At 51.2% G+C, this 22458-nt stretch carries 25 protein-coding genes and 4 tRNA genes; 16 read left to right on the top strand and 13 right to left on the bottom strand.

The annotated features are described in order from the left end of the window. The first annotated feature begins 58 nt into the window (after positions 1–58). Positions 59–370 (top strand): Rdx family protein, encoded by a 312-nt coding sequence (locus PLU01S_RS22870; protein WP_074824330.1) that lies wholly within the window; start codon positions 59–61, stop codon positions 368–370. Positions 371–401: 31 nt separating this feature from the next. Here PLU01S_RS22870 and cspD read toward each other — a convergent pair whose 3' ends face one another. After that, positions 402–674 (bottom strand): cold shock domain-containing protein CspD, encoded by a 273-nt coding sequence (cspD, locus tag PLU01S_RS22865; protein WP_010794662.1) that lies wholly within the window; start codon positions 672–674, stop codon positions 402–404. A gap of 227 nt (positions 675–901) precedes the next feature. Between cspD and clpS the strand changes: the two genes are divergently transcribed. Together clpS and clpA are read left to right on the top strand one after the other, a co-directional pair. Next, a complete protein-coding gene (gene clpS, locus PLU01S_RS22860; protein ID WP_026004116.1) occupies positions 902–1261 on the top strand; it encodes an ATP-dependent Clp protease adapter ClpS in 360 nt (119 codons plus the stop codon). A gap of 26 nt (positions 1262–1287) precedes the next feature. Further along, positions 1288–3555, top strand: coding sequence for an ATP-dependent Clp protease ATP-binding subunit ClpA (gene clpA / locus PLU01S_RS22855; protein WP_074824332.1), 2268 nt, complete (start codon positions 1288–1290; stop codon positions 3553–3555). A 54-nt stretch (positions 3556–3609) separates the two neighbouring features. Here the strand turns inward: clpA and infA are convergent, their stop codons facing one another. The 3 genes from infA to aat all read right to left on the bottom strand — a co-directional run bounded on the left by infA (position 3610) and on the right by aat (position 5368). Further along, complete coding sequence (infA, locus tag PLU01S_RS22850) at positions 3610–3828, bottom strand: translation initiation factor IF-1 (RefSeq protein ID WP_002553999.1); 219 nt, start codon at positions 3826–3828, stop codon at positions 3610–3612. Between the two features lie 101 nt (positions 3829–3929). After that, positions 3930–4637, bottom strand: coding sequence for an arginyltransferase (locus PLU01S_RS22845; protein ID WP_074824335.1), 708 nt, complete (start codon positions 4635–4637; stop codon positions 3930–3932). Between the two features lie 41 nt (positions 4638–4678). Next, complete coding sequence (gene aat, locus PLU01S_RS22840; protein ID WP_074824337.1) at positions 4679–5368, bottom strand: leucyl/phenylalanyl-tRNA--protein transferase; 690 nt, start codon at positions 5366–5368, stop codon at positions 4679–4681. Positions 5369–5623: 255 nt separating this feature from the next. Between aat and PLU01S_RS22835 the strand changes: the two genes are divergently transcribed. From PLU01S_RS22835 to cysG, 6 genes are read left to right on the top strand one after another with little or no spacing between them, the layout of a single operon-like run. Continuing rightward, positions 5624–8125 (top strand): DNA translocase FtsK, encoded by a 2502-nt coding sequence (locus PLU01S_RS22835; RefSeq protein WP_219855017.1) that lies wholly within the window; start codon positions 5624–5626, stop codon positions 8123–8125. Between the two features lie 21 nt (positions 8126–8146). Beyond that, the gene (lolA, locus tag PLU01S_RS22830) at positions 8147–8770 is read left to right on the top strand and encodes an outer membrane lipoprotein periplasmic chaperone LolA (protein WP_010794655.1); all 624 of its coding nucleotides are present in this window, start codon (positions 8147–8149) and stop codon (positions 8768–8770) included. 9 nt (positions 8771–8779) lie between these two features. After that, positions 8780–10108 carry a replication-associated recombination protein A gene (locus tag PLU01S_RS22825; protein WP_074824340.1) on the top strand — a complete coding sequence of 443 codons (1329 nt, stop codon included), beginning with the start codon at positions 8780–8782 and terminating at the stop codon, positions 10106–10108. Then, positions 10105–10479, top strand: a complete 375-nt coding sequence (gene crcB, locus PLU01S_RS22820) for a fluoride efflux transporter CrcB (RefSeq protein WP_010794653.1) — start codon at positions 10105–10107, stop codon at positions 10477–10479. The genes PLU01S_RS22825 and crcB overlap by 4 nt, the downstream gene beginning before the upstream one ends. Positions 10480–10492: 13 nt before the next feature. After that, positions 10493–11773: a serine--tRNA ligase gene (gene serS / locus PLU01S_RS22815; RefSeq protein ID WP_074824343.1), complete on the top strand. Its 1281-nt coding sequence runs from the start codon at positions 10493–10495 to the stop codon at positions 11771–11773. Then, complete coding sequence (gene cysG / locus PLU01S_RS22810; RefSeq protein ID WP_074824346.1) at positions 11773–13164, top strand: siroheme synthase CysG; 1392 nt, start codon at positions 11773–11775, stop codon at positions 13162–13164. The genes serS and cysG overlap by 1 nt, the downstream gene beginning before the upstream one ends. On the opposite strand, the gene PLU01S_RS22805 is transcribed toward cysG, so the two are convergent. Genes PLU01S_RS22805 through PLU01S_RS22775 form a run of 7 tightly spaced genes read right to left on the bottom strand, consistent with a single transcriptional unit; the run spans position 13161 to position 17259 of the window. Beyond that, positions 13161–14168: a glutathione S-transferase family protein gene (locus PLU01S_RS22805; RefSeq protein WP_074824350.1), complete on the bottom strand. Its 1008-nt coding sequence runs from the start codon at positions 14166–14168 to the stop codon at positions 13161–13163. The two genes, cysG and PLU01S_RS22805, sit on opposite strands and share 4 nt — an antisense overlap. 49 nt (positions 14169–14217) lie before the next feature. Further along, complete coding sequence (locus PLU01S_RS22800; RefSeq protein ID WP_074824352.1) at positions 14218–15189, bottom strand: glycosyl transferase family protein; 972 nt, start codon at positions 15187–15189, stop codon at positions 14218–14220. Then, positions 15186–15500 (bottom strand): TusE/DsrC/DsvC family sulfur relay protein, encoded by a 315-nt coding sequence (locus PLU01S_RS22795; protein WP_074824355.1) that lies wholly within the window; start codon positions 15498–15500, stop codon positions 15186–15188. Before PLU01S_RS22795 ends, PLU01S_RS22800 begins: the two co-directional genes overlap by 4 nt. Further along, positions 15497–15796, bottom strand: coding sequence for a sulfurtransferase complex subunit TusB (gene tusB, locus PLU01S_RS22790; RefSeq protein WP_074824358.1), 300 nt, complete (start codon positions 15794–15796; stop codon positions 15497–15499). Before tusB ends, PLU01S_RS22795 begins: the two co-directional genes overlap by 4 nt. After that, positions 15793–16152 carry a sulfurtransferase complex subunit TusC gene (gene tusC / locus PLU01S_RS22785; protein WP_074824360.1) on the bottom strand — a complete coding sequence of 120 codons (360 nt, stop codon included), beginning with the start codon at positions 16150–16152 and terminating at the stop codon, positions 15793–15795. The genes tusB and tusC overlap by 4 nt, the downstream gene beginning before the upstream one ends. Then, entirely contained in the window at positions 16152–16544 is a 393-nt protein-coding gene (tusD, locus tag PLU01S_RS22780) for a sulfurtransferase complex subunit TusD (protein WP_074824363.1), read from the bottom strand. The genes tusC and tusD overlap by 1 nt, the downstream gene beginning before the upstream one ends. A 46-nt stretch (positions 16545–16590) precedes the next feature. After that, complete coding sequence (locus PLU01S_RS22775) at positions 16591–17259, bottom strand: Bax inhibitor-1/YccA family protein (RefSeq protein WP_074824365.1); 669 nt, start codon at positions 17257–17259, stop codon at positions 16591–16593. A gap of 124 nt (positions 17260–17383) precedes the next feature. Between PLU01S_RS22775 and PLU01S_RS22770 the strand changes: the two genes are divergently transcribed. From PLU01S_RS22770 to PLU01S_RS22740, 7 genes are all read left to right on the top strand, one after another. Beyond that, positions 17384–17473 (top strand) — tRNA-Ser (locus tag PLU01S_RS22770). A gap of 132 nt (positions 17474–17605) precedes the next feature. Then, positions 17606–18250, top strand: coding sequence for a response regulator transcription factor GacA (gacA, locus tag PLU01S_RS22765; protein ID WP_074824367.1), 645 nt, complete (start codon positions 17606–17608; stop codon positions 18248–18250). Between the two features lies 1 nt (position 18251). Further along, complete coding sequence (uvrC, locus tag PLU01S_RS22760) at positions 18252–20078, top strand: excinuclease ABC subunit UvrC (RefSeq protein WP_074824369.1); 1827 nt, start codon at positions 18252–18254, stop codon at positions 20076–20078. 32 nt (positions 20079–20110) lie between these two features. Then, positions 20111–20668, top strand: coding sequence for a CDP-diacylglycerol--glycerol-3-phosphate 3-phosphatidyltransferase (pgsA, locus tag PLU01S_RS22755; protein WP_010794641.1), 558 nt, complete (start codon positions 20111–20113; stop codon positions 20666–20668). Between the two features lie 64 nt (positions 20669–20732). Further along, positions 20733–20808: transfer RNA gene (locus PLU01S_RS22750), tRNA-Gly, on the top strand. Between the two features lie 41 nt (positions 20809–20849). Further along, a tRNA-Cys gene (locus PLU01S_RS22745) sits at positions 20850–20923 on the top strand. 125 nt (positions 20924–21048) lie between these two features. After that, positions 21049–21135 (top strand) — tRNA-Leu (locus PLU01S_RS22740). Between the two features lie 69 nt (positions 21136–21204). Here PLU01S_RS22740 and PLU01S_RS22735 read toward each other — a convergent pair. Next, positions 21205–22236, bottom strand: a complete 1032-nt coding sequence (locus tag PLU01S_RS22735) for a tyrosine-type recombinase/integrase (RefSeq protein ID WP_074824373.1) — start codon at positions 22234–22236, stop codon at positions 21205–21207. A gap of 2 nt (positions 22237–22238) precedes the next feature. Beyond that, positions 22239–22445: a DUF4224 domain-containing protein gene (locus tag PLU01S_RS22730; RefSeq protein WP_010794639.1), complete on the bottom strand. Its 207-nt coding sequence runs from the start codon at positions 22443–22445 to the stop codon at positions 22239–22241. Positions 22446–22458: the final 13 nt, after the last annotated feature.

Here is a 22458-nt window from a genome sequence, read left to right as displayed (position 1 = left end):
CCACAGGCAGGCGAGAGACGGGAAGCTTATTATAAGCAGCTCAAAAGAGGAGAATGGGATGACTGAGCAAAAGCCAGAGGTGGTTATTACCTATTGCACACAATGCCAGTGGCTACTGCGGGCGGCCTGGATGGCGCAGGAGCTGTTAAGTACCTTTACCACTGAACTGGGCCGGGTCAGCCTTGAGCCGTCGACAGGTGGTACTTTTCAGATTGCTTGTGATGGGGCTCTCATATGGGAAAGAAAACGGGATGGAGGTTTTCCTGAGGCCAAGGTCTTGAAACAACGTGTTCGCGACCTTATTAATCCGGATAGGGATTTAGGTCATAGTGATCGGCAAGGTAAACAAGATTCTATGCCTGAGCGATAAAGCCGCTCAGGCATAACTACGAATCCTGGCGTCACACCTCGGAGGTCATCCTTGCATTGGCAGGCTCGCTGATTCGTTCAGTTCTTGCTGGTGCAGCTACTTCCGCAGCGCGGATGTTAACGGCATGCAAGCCCTTGGGGCCTTGAATGATTTCAAAATTCACGGCCTGGCCAGCTTTCAGTGTTCGATAGCCGTCCATCTGGATTGCTGAATAATGAGCGAATAGGTCTTCGTCGCTTCCTTCCGCTACTATGAAGCCGTATCCCTTGGCATTGTTGAACCACTTGACTTTGCCGCTGAGCATGCTGGCATCCCTCTGCAAAGGACTCCACAGGTGGAGTATTATCCCACTACAGTCCCGTTCAGATAGTCTTGAACGCACTAAAACACGGAACCCCTGGTACCCTTATGGGTATCCAAAGGTTTTAACACCCTTTTAGGGTTAGTCAAGGCGATGCGATATTCGCCTGAGAAGTAGATCAAGGTCTTTGCGGACCTTCTAATCCATTCACTAGAAAAAATTTCTTGAGCATGCATCCAATCAGCCATATTCGACTAACATCAGAACAAGGCCCTTCACATCACGAGGATGACGGTGCAGGCCTGGCTGTCCAGGAAGCAAAACCTGCATTGAAGGCTCCGTCGTTGTATAAGGTACTTATGTTCAACGACGACTACACCCCGATGGAGTTTGTTGTTGAGGTGCTTGAGAAGTTCTTTAGCATGAATCGTGAAAAGGCCACACAGATAATGTTGGTCGTTCACACCCAAGGTAAGGCCGTGTGTGGAGTCTTTACTCGCGACATTGCTGAAACCAAGGCCATGCAAGTGAATCAATATGCTAGGGAGAGCCAGCATCCGCTCCTTTGTGAGATTGAAATAGAAAGTTGATCTGTGCCTGGCTATGAGGTGAAGCTATGTTGAATCGTGAGCTCGAAGTCACCCTCAATCTTGCCTTCAAGGAGGCAAGAACGAAGCGTCATGAATTCATGACTGTCGAACACCTCCTCCTCGCGTTGCTGGATAACGAAGCGGCTGCAACAGTGCTTCGTGCATGTGGTGCGAACATGGATAAGTTGCGGCGGGATCTGCACGAGTTTATCGACTCGACGACTCCGCTCATCCCGCAGCAAGATGAAGAGCGTGAAACCCAGCCTACGCTTGGTTTCCAGCGTGTCCTGCAGCGTGCTGTTTTCCATGTGCAAAGTTCCGGCAAGCGAGAGGTAACCGGAGCGAACGTCCTTGTTGCGATTTTTTCAGAGCAGGAAAGCCAGGCGGTCTTTTTGCTCAAGCAACAGAGCGTAGCGCGTATTGATGTTGTCAATTTTATCGCTCATGGGATCTCCAAGGTGCCTGGCACCAATGAGAGAGACCAAGAGCAGGATCAGCCTGACGAGGAGGGCGGAGAAACAACCGCCAGCAACCATCCTCTGGAGGCTTATGCAAGTAATCTGAACGAGTTGGCTCGTCAGGGTCGTATCGATCCTCTTGTCGGTCGTGAGAACGAAGTAGAGCGTGTCGCCCAGATTCTGGCTCGCCGCCGCAAGAACAACCCTTTGCTGGTGGGTGAGGCCGGGGTAGGCAAAACGGCGATTGCTGAAGGTTTGGCTAAGCGCATCGTTGATGGGCAGGTGCCGGATCTGCTGGCTGATAGTGTCGTTTATTCACTTGACTTGGGTGCGCTGCTGGCTGGTACCAAGTACCGCGGCGATTTTGAGAAGCGCTTCAAGGGGTTGCTACACGAGTTGCGTAAGCGCCCCCATGCTGTGTTGTTTATTGACGAGATCCACACAATCATCGGTGCGGGTGCCGCATCTGGTGGTGTAATGGATGCTTCCAACCTGCTCAAGCCATTGTTGTCATCGGGTGAAATCCGCTGCATCGGCTCAACAACCTTCCAGGAATTCCGCGGTATTTTCGAGAAAGATCGTGCCTTGGCGCGCCGGTTCCAGAAAGTTGATGTGGTTGAGCCTTCCGTTGAAGATACCTTTGGTATCTTGCGAGGCCTGAAAGCTCGCTTTGAGCAACATCATGGTATTGAGTACAGTGATGAGGCACTGCGTGCCGCCGCCGATTTGGCTGCGCGTTATATTAATGATCGACATATGCCGGACAAGGCTATCGATGTCATTGATGAGGCGGGTGCTTTCCAGCGATTACAGCCTGAATCGAAGCGTGTGCAGCGTATCGAAGTCGCACAAGTTGAGGACATCGTTGCCAAGATTGCTCGAATTCCTCCAAAGACGGTCAATACGTCGGACAAGGAGCTTCTGCGTAATCTGGAGCGCGATCTGAAATTGACGGTATTTGGTCAGGACATGGCAATCGACTCGCTGTCGACTGCTATCAAGCTCTCGCGAGCTGGTCTTAAATCGCCCGACAAGCCGGTCGGCTCCTTCCTGTTTGCCGGTCCTACCGGTGTTGGTAAGACAGAGGTGGCAAGACAGCTAGCTAAAGCGTTAGGGATCGAATTGATCCGCTTCGATATGTCGGAGTATATGGAGCGTCATACTGTTTCGCGTTTGATCGGTGCGCCTCCTGGCTACGTTGGCTTTGACCAAGGTGGTCTGCTGACTGAAGCTATTACCAAGACGCCGCATTGTGTACTTCTGCTTGATGAGATCGAAAAGGCGCATCCTGAGGTCTTTAACCTGCTTCTGCAGGTCATGGATCATGGTACGTTGACAGATAACAACGGCCGTAAGGCTGATTTCCGTAACGTTATTGTGATTCTCACGACCAACGCAGGTGCTGAAACCGCTTCTCGTGCCTCGATCGGCTTCACGTTGCAGGATCACTCAACCGACGCAATGGAAGTTATCAAGAAGAGCTTTACACCTGAGTTCCGTAACCGCCTGGATACCATTATCCAGTTTGGTCGCCTTAGCCACGAAACCATCAAGAGCATCGTGGATAAATTCCTCACTGAGTTGCAAGCTCAGCTGGAAGATAAACGCGTTCAGCTTGAGGTCTCGGATGCTGCCCGCGGCTGGCTGGCTACCAATGGTTATGATCCTCAGATGGGAGCTCGGCCCATGGGGCGTCTCATTCAGGATAAGATCAAGCGGCCGCTTGCTGAAGAGATCTTGTTTGGTGAGTTGGCTGAACATGGGGGGGTGGTTCACATCGATCTCAAGGGTGATGAGTTAGCCTTTGAGTACGAAACTACGGCGGAGCCTGCATAAAGAGGTTGCGCCCACAAAAAAGCCCGGCATATGCCGGGCTTTTTTGTGGAGGTATCAACGAGCGCGATACGTGATTCGACCTTTACTCAGATCGTAGGGCGTCAGTTCCACGCGCACCTTGTCTCCGGTTAGGATACGAATGTAGTTCTTGCGCATCTTTCCAGAAATATGCGCCGTAACGACGTGCCCATTTTCCAACTCCACGCGGAACATGGTGTTAGGCAGGGTGTCGACGACAGTACCTTCCATTTCGAAGCTGTCTTCTTTCGACATAGGTTATGAAGCCCCTCGGTAACATAAAAATGCCTGGACCATCCAGGCGGAAAATCGGCATGCATTGTGCCCGAAAAACTCAATCGATGCCATGTCTGATGTCAGGACACTCGAACCCAGCGTTGATTGAGAAAGAGTTCGATTGGCCGATATTGAGTCTTATAGGACATCTTTCGACAGCCTTTGATCCAATAACCGAGATAAACCGCTTCAAGATTCAGGCGTGCCGTTTCCGCGATCTGCCAGAGAATGCCAAACGTACCAAGACTTCTACGTTCCTCGTCTGGATCATAGAAGGTATACACGGCAGACAGGCCGTTGGGTAACACATCGGTTACTGCAACGCCAACCAAGCGTTCGCCCAAGCGCATTTCGTAAAAAAAGGCGTAAGGCAGCTCCCGGATAAGAAAGGTCGTAAACTGTTCTCGGCTTGGAGGGTACATGTCTCCGTCTGCATGCCGTTCCGTAATGTAGCGTGCATACAGTCGATAATGCTCTTCTGTAAAGCGAGGCCTACGCTTTTCAATGGTGATATCTGCATTTCGCTTGAGAATACGCTTCTGACGTCTATCGGGAACAAAATCGGCAGCGCGAATACGTGCCGGAACGCACGCCTTGCATTGCTGGCAGTGAGGTCGATATAGATGATCTCCGCTGCGCCTGAAACCTAATTCAGAGAGTTCGGCATACAGCTGGCCGCTCATGGGTTGGGCGGGGTCGAGAAAGAGCGTGGTTGCCTGCTGGTCAGGCAGGTAACTGCAAGTGTGCGGCTGAGTGGCGTAAAACTTCAATCGGGCCAGCTCGCTCATAATCTACCTCTAGGAAAACATGAGGAAGGTAATCAATCCTGTCATGCCGGTTGCGAAGACCAGTCTGCTTTAGATGTTTCGTCCAGGTATCGTGCCAAATAGTTCGAAAATTGCGTACGAGAAATGCTCGTCGCGCCAAAGCTTTCAAGATGTCGCGTGGGCATCTGGCAATCAATCAGCGCGAAGTCCCATTCCGCCAGTTGCTGAGCCAATGTAGCGAAACCAACCTTGGACGCGTTGGCGGTGCGGCTAAACATGGACTCTCCAAAGAATAGTTTACCGATTGCCAAGCCATACAGGCCGCCGACGAGCGAGTCCTCTTCCCAAACTTCGACTGAATGAGCAATGCCTCGTTTGTAAAGCTCTACATAGGCCTGCTGCATTTCCGAGGTGATCCATGTTTCGTGGGTATAATCTCGTGGTTCAGAGCACCCCTTGATGACCTGCGCAAAATCTTTGTCAAAGGTCACCATAAAGCGTTGCTGACGAATCAGCTTTGCAAGGCTGCGAGAGATATGGATCTCTTCAGGTATCAATACCGTTCTGGGGTCGGGTGACCACCAAAGAATGGGTTGGTCAGCCTGGAACCATGGAAAGCAACCGTGACGATAGGCGGCAATCAAGCGTTCGGGTGAAAGGTCACCGCCTATCGCAAGCAGCCCATTAGGTTCGCTCAGCGCACTACTGAGCGGCGGAAATTGTATAAAGTCGCGTTTCAACCAAGTCAGCATGGAAGGGGAGGGGGTTAACAAAGTAGTCTTCAGGCTAACTCCGATTACTGGCAAGCGCCAGTTTTCCCTTTTGATTTAAACTTTGTTGAGGAATGCTGCATAACTCTTTGTCACAACAGCAAAAGAATGTTCCAATGCATGGTTCACGGCTAAAGTCGTGGTAAAAATAGGTCATTGTTGTTGCGACTCGGTTTTTCGTATGGAACGAGCTGCGTAGGGTCGTAGAATGCTGCCTTGTTTCTTTTCATCTTCACGTTGTCGGTGCAGGAAAAGTCGCGTTTGAAACAATCTACTTCTGCCAGCCATGTGACACAGTGGCGCGAACACCTTCATTATCGTTTGAAGGAGGTGTTGCTTATCGCATTAGCCGCCTTGTGTCTGTATACACTGATGGCTTTATTGACCTATGACCCCTCTGATCCAGGCTGGACGCACACCAGTCGTATAGATCAGATCCACAACGCTGCAGGGCGTGCTGGCGCATGGCTGGCTGATGTCCTCTTTATGGCGTTGGGATACTTCGCTTTCATTTTTCCGTTGCTGTTAGGCATCAAGACCTGGCAGGTGTTCAGGCATCGCTATATGCCATGGGAGTGGAGCGGGTGGCTGTTTTCATGGCGTCTGACCGGACTGGTTTTCCTTATTCTGGCAGGCTCTGCACTGGCTTACATTCACTTTCACGCTGACGCCCATTTGCCGGCTTCGGCAGGCGGTGCGCTTGGAGAAAGCCTGGGGCAACTTGCCCTTAATGCTCTAAATGTGCAGGGCAGTACATTGCTATTTTTAGCAGTATTCCTGTTGGGCCTGACCGTTTTTACCGATCTCTCCTGGTTTAAGGTCATGGACCTGACAGGAAAGATTACGCTTGATTTATTCGAGCTTGTTCAGGGAGGCGCCAGCCGCTGGATGGGTAGCCGCAGTGAGCGGAAGCGTCTTGCTTCACAACTGCAGGATGAAGAGTATTACGACGATGAAGAGCTTGAGGTTGAGGAGGAAGAACCTCAGGCGCCTATCAAGCGAGAAGCTAAAAAGACTCGTGAGCGTGTCGTTGAAACCGTTGAGCTTGATGATGAAGCTCTGGTGCCTGAGCGCAAGTCCGTTCCCGCTATGCCAGTTAATGAGCGGCCTGTAGTGGAAAAGCCTCAAGCTGCCAAGCCAGCACCTCAGATCAATATGCCAGCGCCTGCTCCGATCCCTAAGCCGATCGAGGCAAAACGATCCGCTCCGCCTGCCGCGCACGTTGTTGATTCAGCCGTTGAAGGTACGATACCACCGATATCCTTGCTGGATCCGGCAGAGAAAAAACAGCAGAGTTTTTCTCCAGAGTCGCTTGAGACGATGTCACGTCTGCTTGAGATAAAACTCAAGGAGTTTGGCGTCGAGGTCACAGTCGAGTCGGTTCACCCGGGACCAGTCATTACTCGTTTTGAGATACAACCTGCTGCTGGAGTGAAAGTCAGCCGTATTTCTAACTTGGCGAAAGATCTGGCGCGCTCACTGGCTGTTTTCAGTGTTCGGGTTGTTGAGGTCATTCCGGGCAAAACTACTGTCGGTATCGAGATTCCAAATGAAGACCGACAGATGGTGCGTTTTTCTGAAGTACTGGAGTCTCCTGAATATGAGGCCTCCAAGTCGCCCGTGACGCTCGCCCTAGGCCATGACATTGGCGGTAGGCCTGTTATCGCGGATTTGGCCAAAATGCCGCACTTGCTTGTAGCAGGTACCACAGGCTCGGGTAAGTCCGTTGGCGTAAACGCTATGCTTCTGTCGATTCTGTTCAAGTCGACGCCCGAAGAGGCGCGGTTGATCATGATCGACCCCAAGATGTTGGAATTGTCTATCTACGAGGGCATTCCACACCTTCTTTGCCCTGTCGTGACGGACATGAAAGAGGCTGCCAATGCGCTGCGCTGGAGCGTAGCCGAAATGGAGCGGCGCTATAAGCTCATGGCTGCTATGGGGGTCAGAAACCTTGCTGGCTTCAACCGCAAGATCAAGGACGCGGAGGAGGCAGGGACACCTCTGACAGATCCTCTTTATCGACGCGAAAGCATGGATGACGAAGCGCCGCTTCTAAAAGCGCTGCCTACGATCGTTGTAGTTGTCGATGAATTCGCCGACATGATGATGATTGTTGGCAAAAAAGTGGAAGAACTGATTGCGCGTATTGCTCAAAAGGCGCGTGCTGCAGGTATTCACCTGATCCTGGCCACGCAGCGCCCTTCGGTAGATGTTATTACCGGCCTGATCAAAGCTAACATCCCGACGCGTATGGCTTTCCAAGTATCGAGCAAGATCGACTCTCGAACCATTCTTGATCAGGGTGGTGCAGAACAGCTGCTTGGGCATGGTGACATGCTCTATCTCCCACCAGGCACGGGTCTTCCTATTCGTGTCCATGGCGCTTTCGTCTCAGATGACGAGGTGCATCGCCTGGTTGAAGCCTGGAAACAACGCGGCGCGCCTGACTACATTGAAGACATCCTTGCGGGGGCAGATGAGGGCGGTGGCTCGTTTGAGGGTGGTAGCGGTGGTGATGGTAGTGAAGGAAATGAAGACGATCCCCTTTACGATGAGGCTGTCCGCTTTGTAACGGAAAGCCGCAGGGCCTCGATTTCTGCAGTTCAGCGCAAGCTCAAGATCGGTTATAACCGTGCTGCGCGAATGATCGAGGCCATGGAGATGGCTGGAGTTGTCACGCCTATGAATACGAACGGTTCAAGAGAGGTGATTGCACCTTCTCCTGTGCGTGATTAACCAATGTTTAAGAGGAATTCCATGCGATTGACTCGCTTGTTTGCCCTGGCAATTACAACTTTTCTAAGCGTCTCGGCTCAGGCTGCATCGGATGCAGCGGACCGTCTTTCCCAGTATCTGGAGAAAGCGCAGACTATGACGGCTCGCTTTTCCCAGCTGACTCTAGATGGCTCCGGGACCCGTCTTCAGGAGACTGCGGGTAATTTGAGTCTCAAGCGGCCAGGTCTTTTTCGTTGGCATACAGACTCTCCCATGGAGCAGTTGCTGGTGTCTGATGGGCAAAAGGTATGGCTATACGATCCAGACCTTGAGCAGGTGACTATTCAGAAGCTGGATCAGCGCCTAACCCAGACGCCTGCGTTGCTATTGTCCGGTGATGTGTCGAAGATTGAGGACAGTTTTACAATTACCTACAAGCAAAGCGGTAACGTGACTGATTTTGTACTCAAGCCTAAAACCAGCGATACGCTGTTTGACAGCTTGCGCCTCTCATTTCGCGGTAACGTAATCAACGATATGCAGCTAATCGATAGCGTCGGTCAACGCACCAATATCCTATTCTTCAACGTAAAAATGAATGAGCCGGTAAACGCCTCGGAATTCGTGTTTGAAATTCCTAAAGGTGCCGACGTCATTCAGGAGTGATCCTGCCCCATGGATCTATTCCGCGCAACGCCAGTGGCTCAGCCACTGGCTGCTCGTATGCGTGCCACCACCCTGGACGAATACGTTGGCCAGCAGCATTTGCTTGCCCGAGGAAAACCTCTGCGAGAAGCACTGGAGCAGGGCGCGCTGCATTCCATGGTTTTCTGGGGCCCACCAGGCGTCGGCAAGACGACATTGGCGCGTTTGCTGGCTGAAGTCAGCGATGCTCATTTCGAGACGATCTCGGCGGTTCTTTCCGGTGTAAAGGAGATCCGTCAGGCTGTTGAGATAGCCCGGCAGCAGGCTGCTCAGTATGGGCGTCGAACCATATTGTTCGTTGATGAAGTTCACCGCTTCAATAAATCCCAGCAAGATGCGTTTCTTCCCTATGTGGAAGACGGCACCCTTTTGTTTATTGGAGCGACGACTGAAAACCCTTCTTTTGAACTTAATAATGCGCTTCTTTCGAGAGCACGTGTTTATGTTCTCAAAAGCCTGGATGAAGAGGCCTTAACTCAGCTTACCAATCGAGCGTTGTTTGAAGACAAGGGCCTTGGTAAGCGCCGGTTAAGCCTTCCAGAGGAAAGTCGGAAGATTTTATTGGCCGCTGCCGATGGAGATGGCCGCAGATTACTCAATCTACTTGAAAATGCGGCCGATTTGGCTGAAGACGGCACAGACATAAGTCCGGATCTTTTACAAAGCTTGCTCGGTGATGGGCGCCGCCGTTTCGATAAAGGCGGTGAAGCGTTTTACGATCAAATTTCTGCGTTGCATAAGTCTGTTCGGGGTTCTAATCCCGACGCAACCTTGTATTGGTACGCCCGTATGATCGATGGAGGCTGCGATCCGCTCTACATTGCTCGTCGTGTTGTGCGCATGGCCAGTGAAGATATCGGTAATGCCGATCCGCGTGCATTATCAATCTGTCTTTCTGCCTGGGATGTCCAAGAGCGGTTGGGCAGCCCGGAGGGTGAGCTTGCTATTGCGCAGGCCCTTGTTTACTTGGCCTGTGCGCCTAAAAGCAATGCGGTATACAAAGCTTTCAACATGGCAATGGCAGATGTCAGGCAGAATGGCTCTCATGAAGTTCCTGTACATCTTCGCAATGCGCCAACCAAGCTGATGAAGTCGTTGGGGTATGGTGAGGAGTATCGCTATGCACATGATGAACCTGATGCATATGCGGCAGGTGAAGATTATTTTCCCGAGGATAAGGCGCCGGTTCATTACTACGAGCCTGTACCACGCGGTTTAGAGCTCAAAATTCGTGACAAGCTCAGTCATTTGGCTGACTTGGATAGGGCTAGTCTGCGCCAGCGGCGGAAAGCGCCATGACGCCCATGATCCTGGCTATCGCAGCGGGTGGTGTACTAGGCACTCTGTTGCGGTTTATCACGACATCCTGGATAACGGCGAGCTGGCCTAAGCATTTCTACATGGGCACATTGATCGTCAACTATGTGGGCTGCTTGCTTATCGGTGTTTTATACGGTCTTTTTCTTATTCGACCTGATGTGCCTGCGGAGCTAAGAGCAGGGCTTATCGTTGGCTTTCTAGGTGGCTTAACAACTTTTTCTTCCTTTTCCCTTGATACATTACGCTTGCTGGAAGGTGGCCAGGCTTTGCTTGCCATTGGATATGCCACGGCCAGCGTCGTAGGTGGTTTGCTTGCTACGTGGGCAGGCCTGTCATTGACAAAACTCTGATACGAGAAAAAACATGCTTGATGCAAAACTGGTACGTACACAGCCTCAGGAAGTGGCAGAACGCCTTGCCGCGCGTGGTTTCACGCTTGATGTACAGCGCATCGAATCCTTGGAATCAACTCGCAAGTCTGTGCAAACACGTACCGAGGAGCTTCAGGCTGAACGTAACAGTCGATCAAAGGCCATTGGTCAAGCCAAGGCGCGCGGTGAAGACATCGCGCCGCTTCTGGCCGATGTGGACCGTATGGGAGGCGAGCTGGAGACCGCCAAGCGTGAGCTGGACGTGATTCAGTCTGAATTGGATGCTCTGCTGCTAGGGCTGCCTAACTTGCCACATGAGTCCGTTCCAGTAGGCACCAGCGAGGAGGAGAACGTAGAGGTTCGCCGTTGGGGCACTCCTAAGCGTTTTGACTTTGAGGTTAAGGATCATGTAACCCTGGGTGAAGCTCATGGTTGGTTGGATTTTGATACGGCCTCTCGCTTCTCGGGTGCTCGCTTTGCCTTGATGCGAGGCCCTATAGCCCGTCTACACCGTGCATTGGCGCAGTTTATGATCAATCTGCATACGGGCGAGCATGGTTACGAGGAGGCTTACACACCTTATCTTGTCCAGGCCGAAACCTTACAAGGCACAGGGCAGCTTCCTAAGTTTGAGGAAGATCTGTTCAAGGTTCCGCGTGACGGTGAAAGTCCGCTTTATCTGATCCCGACTGCGGAGGTCACATTGACCAATATCGCAGCGGGCAGGATTTTGGACGCCAAGGCACTGCCTATTCAGTTGGTAGCCCATACCCCATGCTTCCGTAGCGAGGCGGGTGCTTCCGGACGCGATACGCGTGGCATGATCCGTCAGCACCAGTTCGATAAGGTTGAAATGGTACATATTGTTGAGCCTGCAAAATCTTTCGAGGCATTAGAGGCTCTGACAGGTCATGCTGAGCGTGTTCTGCAACTTCTAGAGTTGCCCTATCGTGTGCTTGCTCTCTGCACTGGCGATATGGGCTTCAGTGCCACCAAAACGTATGACCTTGAAGTATGGATTCCGAGCCAGGATAAATATCGCGAGATTTCTTCCTGCTCTAATTGCGGTGATTTCCAAGCGCGCCGTATGCAGGCTCGGTGGCGTAACCCGGAAACGGGCAAGCCAGAGCTCGTACATACATTAAACGGCTCGGGCTTAGCAGTGGGTCGTACGTTAGTGGCTGTGCTGGAAAATTATCAGCAAGCCGATGGAACCATTCGCGTGCCGGAAGTCCTCAAGCGGTACATGGGTGGCGTTGAGGTTATTGGCTGATGGAGTTCTTGCCACTGTTTCACAATCTGAGCGGCCGCCCTGTACTGATTGTTGGTGGAGGTGAGGTCGCTTTACGCAAGGCGCGTTTACTTAAGGATGCTGGGGCAATGCTCAAGGTTGTTGCGCCACGCATTCATCCGGCCATGCGAGAATTGATTGAAAATGGTGGCGATTCGTTGATCGAGCGGCCCTACCAGGCAGATGATATGGGTGGGGCTGTCCTGGTTATTGCTGCAACCGATAATGAAGACCTTAACATCCAGGTTTCGGCCCAAGCCAAGGCGATAGGTGTGCCAGTTAATGTGGTGGACTCTCCTTCACTGTGCACTGTTATCTTTCCTGCAATTATTGACCGCTCACCTTTGATTGTCGCGGTTTCGAGCGGGGGAGATGCGCCTGTCTTGGCTCGGCTTGTACGAGCCAAACTAGAGAGTTGGATACCTGCTGCATATGGTGAGCTAGCCGGCCTGGCTAAGAAATTTCGTTCTAAGGTTAAGCGCCGTTTTGGTGATGTCCAGGCGAGGCGCGTTTTCTGGGAAGAGGTATTCCAAAGCGAAATTGGCGAAAAGGTACTCGCTGGCCAGCCTCAAGTAGCTGAGCGTTTGCTTGAAGAGAAACTTTGTAACGCATCATCAAGCGTTAAGGGCGAAGTCTATCTGGTGGGCGCGGGACCGGGCGATCCTGACTTGCTGACATTTAGGGCTTTACGCCTCATGCAGCAGGCCGATGTAGTCTTATACGATCGCTTGGTTGCTCCCGCTATCCTGGATATGTGTCGTAGAGACGCTGATAGAATCTATGTGGGCAAAAAAAGGGCTGAGCACGCGGTTCCGCAAGAAGAAATCAATCAGCTTTTAATTGATCTGGCCGGTCAAGGTAAGCGTGTCCTAAGACTTAAAGGCGGCGATCCGTTTATCTTTGGGCGCGGGGGCGAAGAAATTGAGCGTCTGGCTGCCCATGGGATCGGATTCCAGGTAGTGCCGGGTATTACAGCTGCCAGTGGCTGTGCGGCCTATGCCGGCATACCGCTGACGCACAGAGACTATGCCCAATCTGTACGCTTTATCACAGGCCATTTAAAAAATGACACGTGTGATTTGCCATGGAGTGATTTGACCTCTCCGGGGCAAACGTTGGTTTTTTATATGGGGTTGGTTGGGCTACCAATCATTTGCGAGCAGCTTATCAAGCACGGGCGTGACGCTTGTACGCCGGCCGCCTTGGTTCAGCAAGGCACCACCTCAAGTCAGCGTGTATTTACGGGAACGCTGGCAGATTTACCTGTTCTCGTAGCGCGCCATGAGGTTCATGCGCCTACGCTAATAATCGTAGGTGAGGTCGTAACCTTGCGTGAAAAGCTGGCCTGGTTCGAAGGCCAATCGCATCCTTAACGGTCACGCTGCCATAAACCTACAGCGGGCAACTGCTCTCGATCGTGAGGCAACGTTAAGTCGAGTGCTGGCCCTTTGGGAATGATCCCGTTAGGGTTAATCGTTTCGTGACTGCCATAATAGTGATGCTTGATATGCTCAAAGTTGACAGTCCCTGCAATGCCTGGCCACTGATAGAGCTCCTTCAGCCATCCCTGAAGGTTAGGGTAGTCTGTAATGCGGCGTAGATTGCATTTGAAGTGTCCGTAATAGACTGAGTCGAACCGTATTAATGTTGTAAAAAGTCGCCAATCTGCTTCTGTCAGATATTTTCCTGTCAGATAGCGATGCCTGCTCAGGTGATTTTCTAGTTGATCAAGAGTAGTAAACAGCTCTTCAAAGGCGAGTTCGTAAGCGTACTGCTCTGTTGCAAATCCAGCCTTATAAACACCGTTATTCACCTTGGCATAGATAAGCTCGTTAAGTAAGTCGATGTCTTGCTGTAATGGTTCTGGATAAAAATCGATGCTGTTGCCTGTCAGTCCGTCAAATGCATGATTCATCATGCGGATGATATCGGCAGACTCATTGTTAACGATGCACTTATGCTTGTTATCCCAAAGCATTGGTACTGTAACGCGACCTGTGTAATGAGGTGTAGCCTCTAGGTAGCGCTCATAAAGAAACCGCTTGGCTTCATCAAGTGTGTCACCCGTTGAGCCGAGCGTTTGATCAAAAGTCCATCCTTTGTCCTTCATAAGCCAACTAACAACGGATACGTCGATAATACTCTCGAGGCCTTTAAGCTTTCGGAAAATAAGGGTGCGATGAGCCCAGGGGCAGGCTAGAGAAACATACAAGCGGTAGCGGTTAGGCTCTGCCTCGAAGCCTGCCTCGCCTGTAGGGCCAGGCCCACCAGTGGTCGTTACCCAATGTCTGAACTGGGCGCTTTCCCGCTTGAAGCTTCCATCTTCGCCGGTGTCGTACCAGCGGTCCTGCCATTTGCCTTCTACCAATAGGCCCATCGGCTCCTTTCTATATTGTGGAGCCGTCTACATATTGTGGAGCCGTCTATTAGTGACGTTGGCTCCAGTAATCTTTTGCCTTGGCTAGAGCGGCTTCCCGGCTGTGGCCAAGCGCTTTCAAACCCAAGGCTATCGTAGAAAGAACGGCCAGTTCGCCGTAGGCATCGTTTGCTTTGCCGGTCCATACATCCAATAGATGATTGGCATCCAGCCGCTCAGGTTTGACGTGTCTTCTTTCTGAAAGTGCAGGCCAGGCTTCATTCCATTCAGTGCCGTACTCTGTGCCATAGAGATGAAAATCATTGTCTGGGTTGACTTCAATTTCACCGCCTTCGCCTTTAATCACGATAGCCTTGTCGCCTAATAGGCGGCTGGCTTCACGGTGAATGGGTTGATAGCCTGGGTGAAAGATACTTTGCAGGATGCAAGTTGCGTTGAGCGGATTTAACAGTCTGACCAGCGAATGAATAGGCGAACGCAATCCCAACGTGTTGCGTAAGTTGATCATATGCTGCAAGGCAGGCATCCAGTTTTCCAGTGGCATAAACGCCAGGTGGTCTTTATTTAAAGCTTCCTGTGTCTGGTGCCAATCGTTACAAAGATGAATACCCAGCGTTTCTAGAACCTGCTCCGTATATAGTCGTCCTGCTGTATGAGCGCCGCCGCCGTGAATCAGAATCCGCACACCATGGGATGACAAGCATTTGGTGGCAAGCAGAAACCATGGTAAGTGGCGTTTTTTACCTGCATAGCTAGGCCAGTCCAGATCTACTGGAATGGTCGGGGCGTTGAGATGTGCTCGAATAGCATCGGTAAAGCCGGCAAGCTCTTCTGCGCTTTCTTCCTTGTGTCGAAGCAGCATAAGAAAAGCGCCGAGTTGAACATCCTCGACATTTCCCTCAAGGATCATCCCCATGGCGCACTGGGCTTCTTCGCGAGTTAGGCTGCGTGAACCGCGTTTACCTTTGCCGAGTATGCGTATGAATTGAGCAAAGGGATGTTCTTCAGGCGTCGTTATCATAAGCAATTAGTCGGTTTTGGAAGTCCTGCCAGCTTGGCTGCTAGCTTGGCGGGGCTTCCTTTGAAAAGGAGATTCAAATGAAGGCTGTTGCCCTTCTCGGGACCTAAGTTTTGCGCAATATATTTAATCAGCGGACGATTAGCTGGGGAAAGCTGGAACTCAGCATAGAAATCTCTAAGAGCATGAAGGATTTCCCAGTGTTCAGGCGTAAGAGGGAGACCCTCTCGAAGAGCCAGCTCCTCAGCTATTTCAACGGACCAGTCTCCTAGATCCAGTAAATAGCCTTCCTTGTCAACATTGAGTGCAGTCATGGCCAGCTATGTACCTTGTCATAAGCTACACAAAGAGCCACAAAACGATCATAGTCAATCATTTCAAAACGAGATGTTTCTCTGAGTCCGCGGGCCTCGATATCCTCTTGAAGAGCAAAGCCTTTGACGCCGGTTTGAAGCGTTTCAAGCAGAGCCGCTGTTCGCGAGCTTTCTTGTAGCAGGTATGTAGCGTCGCCCATTAATAAAAGTGCATCCTGCTCCGCAAGTAGCGGCAGGGCGCTGTCTAGCATCCTGCTCTGGAAAGGCGAAGCCGAGATAAGGTGAAGCGTCTTCACAGCGTAATCACCATGTCGTGCTGATTTAAAAGCAGTCGAGCCTCTTCGGTAGATAGGATCTCGACTTTCAGTTCAAGCGTTGGTTGCATTACGTTGCGCTCCAGTAAGCTGCTTTCCAATGCATACAGTTTGTCTACGCCGAACAAGGGAAGAGCTTGTAGATTAGCGATCAGGTCTTTTTGCTCAAGATGTGAAGCGGCCTGAGAGGATTGTAATTGGAAAACACCGTCATCCATGAAGAGCATGGCAATGGGCAAATCGAAAGCGCCGCCTGCTAGGGCAATGTCTAGAGCTTCTCGGGCTGCCATGCCTGACCATGGCGCTTGCCGGCTAATAATGAGCAGCGACTTTGCCATTAAATGTCTCCAAAGCAAATGAGGCGATCGGCTTCCTGTGCAGCCTCATGAAGCTGCCCTAGACCAGAAAGTTGCCAAGGCTCGTAAAGGTTGGCGCTCTGGCGCCCATGGCGATGAGCCTCTTCCGAGCTCAGAATGCCGCGCCGTAAAGCGGCAGAAATGCAGACGACTGAATCCAGCTTATTTTGCTGAATGAATAAGCCCCATTGGCCCGCCCAGTCTTGCTCATCTTGAGGCGTTACGATGGATAAAGAGGCATTGTGTACTCCATCCTGATAGAAAAAAAGACGAGTGATTTCATGGTGCGCGGACAACACGGCCTCAGCAAACCGAAGGGCTCTTCGGGAGGAGGGCGAGTGAGGTGCGGAAGATACAACGATAGCAAATTTCATAAATAAAAAAGGCCCGCCGAAGCGGGCCTCTCCAGTGCACGTTTCGTTAATCATTGCTGCTGGCAAAGCCTAGCAATTGAAGCAGGCTGACAAACAGATTGTATATCGAGACGTATAGGCTGATGGTAGCCATGATGTAATTATCTTCCCCGCCATGGATGATGGCGCTGGTTTGGAACAGAATTGCTGCCGAGGCAAACAGTACAAAGCCCGCACTGATCGCAAGCTGCAAGCCGCTGATATTCACAAAGAACGACAGCGCTATTGCGCCTAGCAATATCCAGAATCCGGCCATTAGAAAGCCCGACAAAAAGCTCATGTCTTTGCGGGTAATCAGTGCATATGCCGACAGGCCAAAGAAGACCAGGGCAGTCATGCCTAAGGCAGAAGAAATGATGCTTCCGCCATTAGGCAGGCCCAGATACATATTCAGTATCGGGCCTAGGGTGTAGCCCATGAAGCCGGTAAGCGCAAACGTGCTGACCAGCCCCCAGCCACTGTTACGCAATTTCACAGTGAGAAAGAACAGGCCATAAAAGCCGATCAGAACTACAAAAATGTTGGGATATGTAACACGCATCTGCTGCGAGACGTAAGCTACCAAGCCACTGAAGGCCAGCGTCATTCCCAACAGAGCATAGGTGTTGCGCAGCGTGCGACTAATGTCGCGCCGTTCGGCAACCGCAGGGTTGAAGGCATATTGACGCTCGTTCATAACGACACTCCTAATGTGGTCGAAACCTATTCATACCATAAGATAATAACAACTCTTTGAAAAAAAATAGATTTAAGTGTTTGACAGCGTGTTTCGTTCGGGTAATATTGCGGCCCGCACCTGCGGAGGTGTGGCCGAGTGGTTTAAGGCAACGGTCTTGAAAACCGTCGAAGGGGAGACTCTTCCGTGAGTTCGAATCTCACCGCCTCCGCCATCTTCTTGCTCCAAGTCATCGTGCGTTTATCTCTGACTTGTGTATAGTCGTTACACATTTTTTCGCATTTATTAGCTTGAGACGAGTCTTAGGCTTGTAATTGGCTTATGCATCAGCGTTATGAGGTGCACGGTGATTAAAGTGCTGGTGGTCGACGACCATGATCTGGTAAGGGCCGGTATTATCCGTATGTTGGCGGATGTCGATAGCATTCAGGTCATTGGTCAGGCAGATTCTGGCGAGAATGGATTGAAGCTTGTCAGAGAGTTAAAGCCTGATGTGGTCCTCATGGACGTCAAGATGCCAGGCATCGGCGGTTTGGAAGCTACTCGAAAGCTTCTTCGTAGTCATCCCGAGGTAAAGGTCATTGCAGTAACGGCATGTGAGGAAGATCCCTTTCCGACTCGTCTGTTGCAGGCTGGGGCTTCTGGTTATCTTACAAAAGGTGCGGATATCCAGGAGATGATTCCTGCTATACGCCATGCATTTGGCGGTCAGCGGTACATAAGTGCTCAGATTGCTCAGCAGTTAGCGCTAAAGTCTTTTCAACCTCAAAGCAATAGCTCGCCGTTTGATCTTCTTTCAGAGCGCGAAATCCAAATCGCATTGATGATTGCTAATTGCCATAAGGTTCAGGTGATCTCCGATAAGCTTTGCCTGTCGCCCAAGACCGTTAACACCTATCGTTATCGTATTTACGAGAAACTCTCCATTACCAGTGATGTGGAGCTGGCTTTATTGGCAGTTCGTCACGGGATGGTAGACGCTACGAGTTGAAATGACCGAAACGTTTGATCCTTCTGCTTTTCTTTCTGGCTGCAGTTCTCGGCCAGGTGTTTATCGAATGTTCGACGAAAGCTCCAAGGTGCTTTATGTCGGAAAAGCAAAGAATCTCAAAAAGCGCCTTTCGAGTTACTTCCGCAAAACTGGCTTGGCTCCCAAGACAGCCGCGTTAGTAGCAAAAATTTCCCAGATTGAGATAACTATTACTGGGAATGAGACAGAGGCGCTTCTGCTTGAGCAGAACCTTATCAAGCAGTTACGCCCCCCTTACAATATTCTCCTTCGGGATGACAAATCCTATCCTTATGTATTTCTGTCAACTGAGGATGAGTTTCCTCGGCTTGCTATCCACAGAGGCGCTAAAAAGGAACGGGGCCGCTATTTCGGTCCGTATCCGAGCGCGGGTGCTATCCGTGAAAGTCTGAATCTCTTGCAAAAGGCATTTATGGTGCGCCAGTGTGAGGACGGTTTTTTCAAAAACCGTACTCGCCCCTGTCTTCAATATCAAATCAAGCGCTGCAAGGGTCCGTGCACCAATATGGTTTCCCGAGAGGAATATGCTGAAGATGTTCGTCATTCGGCTATGTTCCTGGAGGGGCGCAGCAATGCCTTGGCTGAAGAGCTAAGTGCAGTTATGGAAAAGGCTGCCATAGCTTTGGATTTTGAACGGGCCGCCGAGCTGCGTGATCAAATTGCCTTAGTGCGACGAGTGCAGGATCAGCAGCATATAGAGGGTGGGAGCGGGGATGTAGATATTATCGCTGCGATGGTGAATCCGGGTGGTGCATGCGTTCATCTAATCACTGTGCGTGGCGGCCGTGTTCTTGGTAGCAAAAACTTTTTCCCGCAGGTTGCGATTGAGGAGGAGCCCCATGACGTTCTTCTTGCATTTTTGGAACAGTATTATCTTGCTCATATGGAGCGGGATTTGCCCGATGAAGTCATCGTAAATACCGTTCATGAGGACTTCCCAACCCTCATAAGTGCCTTTAACGAATTGCATTCTCGAGGTCTTGAGATCTCGCATCGTGTTCGAGGCACTCGTGCCCGCTGGCAGCAATTGGCTGTGACAAATGCTGAGCAGGCGCTTAATACTCGGCTTGCTAATCGCCAGCATATGGCTGCTCGTTTTGAGGCGCTTACGGATGTGTTGGGGTTGGCTGAGGCGCCACAAAGGTTGGAGTGCTTTGATATTAGCCACTCAAGTGGGGAGGCTACAGTTGCTTCCTGTGTGGTGTTTGGTCCTGAGGGGCCTATTAAATCTGATTATCGCCGATACAATATTGAGGGTGTTACGGCAGGTGATGATTATGCTGCCATGCATCAGGCGTTGACCCGTCGTTTCAGTAAGCTCAAGGATGGGGAGGGTAAAATGCCTGATATCTTACTGGTGGATGGCGGTAAGGGGCAGTTGGCAATGGCTCGTGATGTGCTTCAAGAGCTGGCGGTTCCGGATCTCGTCTTGTTGGGTGTGGCTAAGGGTGTAACTCGCAAGCCAGGTTTGGAGACGCTCTATCTGAATGATCCCTCTAATGAGTTCAGCTTGCCGGGTCACTCTCCTGCATTGCACCTAATACAGCAGATTCGTGACGAGGCGCATCGCTTTGCTATTACGGGGCATCGAGCAAGAAGAGGGAAGGCGCGTAGGACATCTACACTTGAAGATGTTGCAGGAGTAGGGCCGAAGCGGCGTAGAGAGCTGCTTAAGTACTTCGGAGGCCTGCAAGAGCTTAATCGTGCAAGTGTCGATGAGATAGCCAAGGCGCCAGGAATTAGCAAAAAACTAGCTGAGCAGATTTATGCTGCACTGCACAGTGAGTAGAATGTCCAGACATTCATATATTTCCTGTGCCAATGAACATTCCTAACCTGCTTACTGTTCTGCGCGTTCTGCTCATTCCTTTCTTTATTGCTCTGTTTTACATGCCGGTTTCTTGGAGCTATTGGGCGGCGAGTTCAGTGTTTGCCTTGGCTAGTTTTACTGATTGGCTGGATGGCTACTTGGCTCGTCGATGGAAACAGAGTACTCCATTCGGAGCTTTCCTGGATCCGGTTGCTGACAAGCTCATGGTTGCGGTGGCCTTGGTGCTTCTGGTGCAGGAACATGCCACTATTTGGTTAACGTTGCCCGCTACCATTATTATTGGTCGAGAAATTGTAGTGTCAGCCCTTCGTGAGTGGATGGCAGAATTAGGGGCGCGAGCTCAAGTAGCTGTATCTAGTCTTGGCAAATGGAAAACAGCGGCGCAGATGGTATCTTTGATTGTGCTGTTGGCTAATCCTCCTCAACTGACGTTCTGGGTTTTGACAGGGTATGTTCTTCTGATCATTGCGGCTGCGCTTACGCTTTGGTCTATGTGCAGTTATCTGCTTGCGGCTTGGCCGCATCTGAGCATAACGAAGAAAAAATAACTTTTTTGAATCAATGAGTTGACAGCGTCGTTGGATTGTATAGAATGGCGCCCGTCACCAAGACGCGGGAATAGCTCAGTTGGTAGAGCACGACCTTGCCAAGGTCGGGGTCGCGAGTTCGAGTCTCGTTTCCCGCTCCAGTTTGTCGGTCAGCTCCGCTTTAATTGGGGTTGGCTTATGAGGCCGGGTGGCAGAGTGGTCATGCAGCGGATTGCAAATCCGTGTACGCCGGTTCGATTCCGACCTCGGCCTCCACTATGTAGCCCTGCAGATCTAGCGGTCTGTAGGGCTTTTTATTTTTACTTTGTTGTTCGCTGTGCTGGCTAAGTTGGATTGTGTGCTATCTATCCCTAGCTAAATGCTCAGTGTAGAGCGCTACCGCCCGGATGGCGAAATCGGTAGACGCAAGGGACTTAAAATCCCTCGGAGGAAACTCCGTGCCGGTTCGATTCCGGCTCCGGGCACCAATAACCATGCGGGTTTGAGCGTTTCGAGCCCTGAAAAAACGGTCCGCAAAATCAGAGGTCGGTCCGCAATTAGCGGGTAGGAGTGATTTTCTTACCTTTGCGCTCTCTGATGTAGGCCTCGGTCATGACGACCGTCGTATGTCCTAGCTGGTCCCTTGCCTGTAGGATATCACCACTCAATTCGGCTTTGTCAGTTCCCGCCTTAGCTCGTAAATCCCTAAGTTGAAATGCCGCTTTATTGACGCCAGCCGATTCGCGCGCTTCGTCAAATCGAGTTCGAAGCATGCTTGCCGTCATTGGCGTTCCATCCTCAGTCACAATCAGCTTTGTCGATCGTACCTTGTGTCCTGCCTTCCTGGTCATGATCCGGTCAACCAATACTGCTAGTTGTCCGCTGATCTCAATCCGACGTTTCGCTTTCGTCTTTGACTGCGTTACCCAGATATGACCCTCCCTTATATCTCGCTCATCCATTCTGAGCGTGTCACCCACTCGCTGGCCTGTTAGGTAGGCGAGATCCATTGCATCTCTCAGTCCTGCATCGGCTGCATCGTGTACTGCCTTGTACACTGAATCCTCAATGTAAACGTCTCTCCCTGTCTCCTTATTCCCCTTCACGCCTGAACATGGGTTAGCCAGCGCGGTATAGCCTGTTTCTCGTGCGTAGTTCCAGATCGCGGAGAGTAGGGCCTTTTCCCTGTTAGCTCGCACCTTTGCATCCTTTCGATAATTCAGGTACTGCCTGATGTGCTGAGGCTGAATCTCATCCAGTGGTGCCGGTGGATCCCCAAAGAACGAAAGCAGCTGCTTTAGCTCCCTGGCGTTGTCTTTCTGCGTGGCCGGTGACTTGCTTGGAACGACTTCCTCAAAGTACCGGCTAGCCACATAGGGAAGGGTGATCACGTCTCGCTTTATCGCATCTGCCGTCCTGTCCCGCTCAAGCTCGGCATATTTCATAATTGCCAAGCCATAGTCACTTCCTAGGGGTATCTCCTTACGGGGCTTGCCGCCTGCGTCGTAGTAGTAATAGATGATGCCGCTTGGTTTCTTTCGTTCTCTCAGCCGAGCGATAGAGCCCGGCTTGTTTGGCCTTCTTCCCATATTCAGCCTGCCTTTCTAGGCGTCCATTTCGGTCTTTCTTCGGGTGTTTGTACGCCGCCAATGACTGCTGAGGCGCTAACGGCCGGCCAGCCATTGGCTTTGATCGTGTGCCGTATACCATTTTTCTTGAGGTTCGTAATCTGACCGGCTTTGGTTTTCGCGCCGGTTAGCTCGCACACCTCGGCGTGAGTAAGAAATAAAACGCTCATAGATGCCTCCTGC

It is taken from the genome of Pseudomonas luteola NBRC 103146, assembly GCF_002091675.1.
Lineage (GTDB): Bacteria > Pseudomonadota > Gammaproteobacteria > Pseudomonadales > Pseudomonadaceae > Chryseomonas > Chryseomonas luteola.
This window is presented reverse-complemented; position numbering and strand designations above follow the sequence as displayed.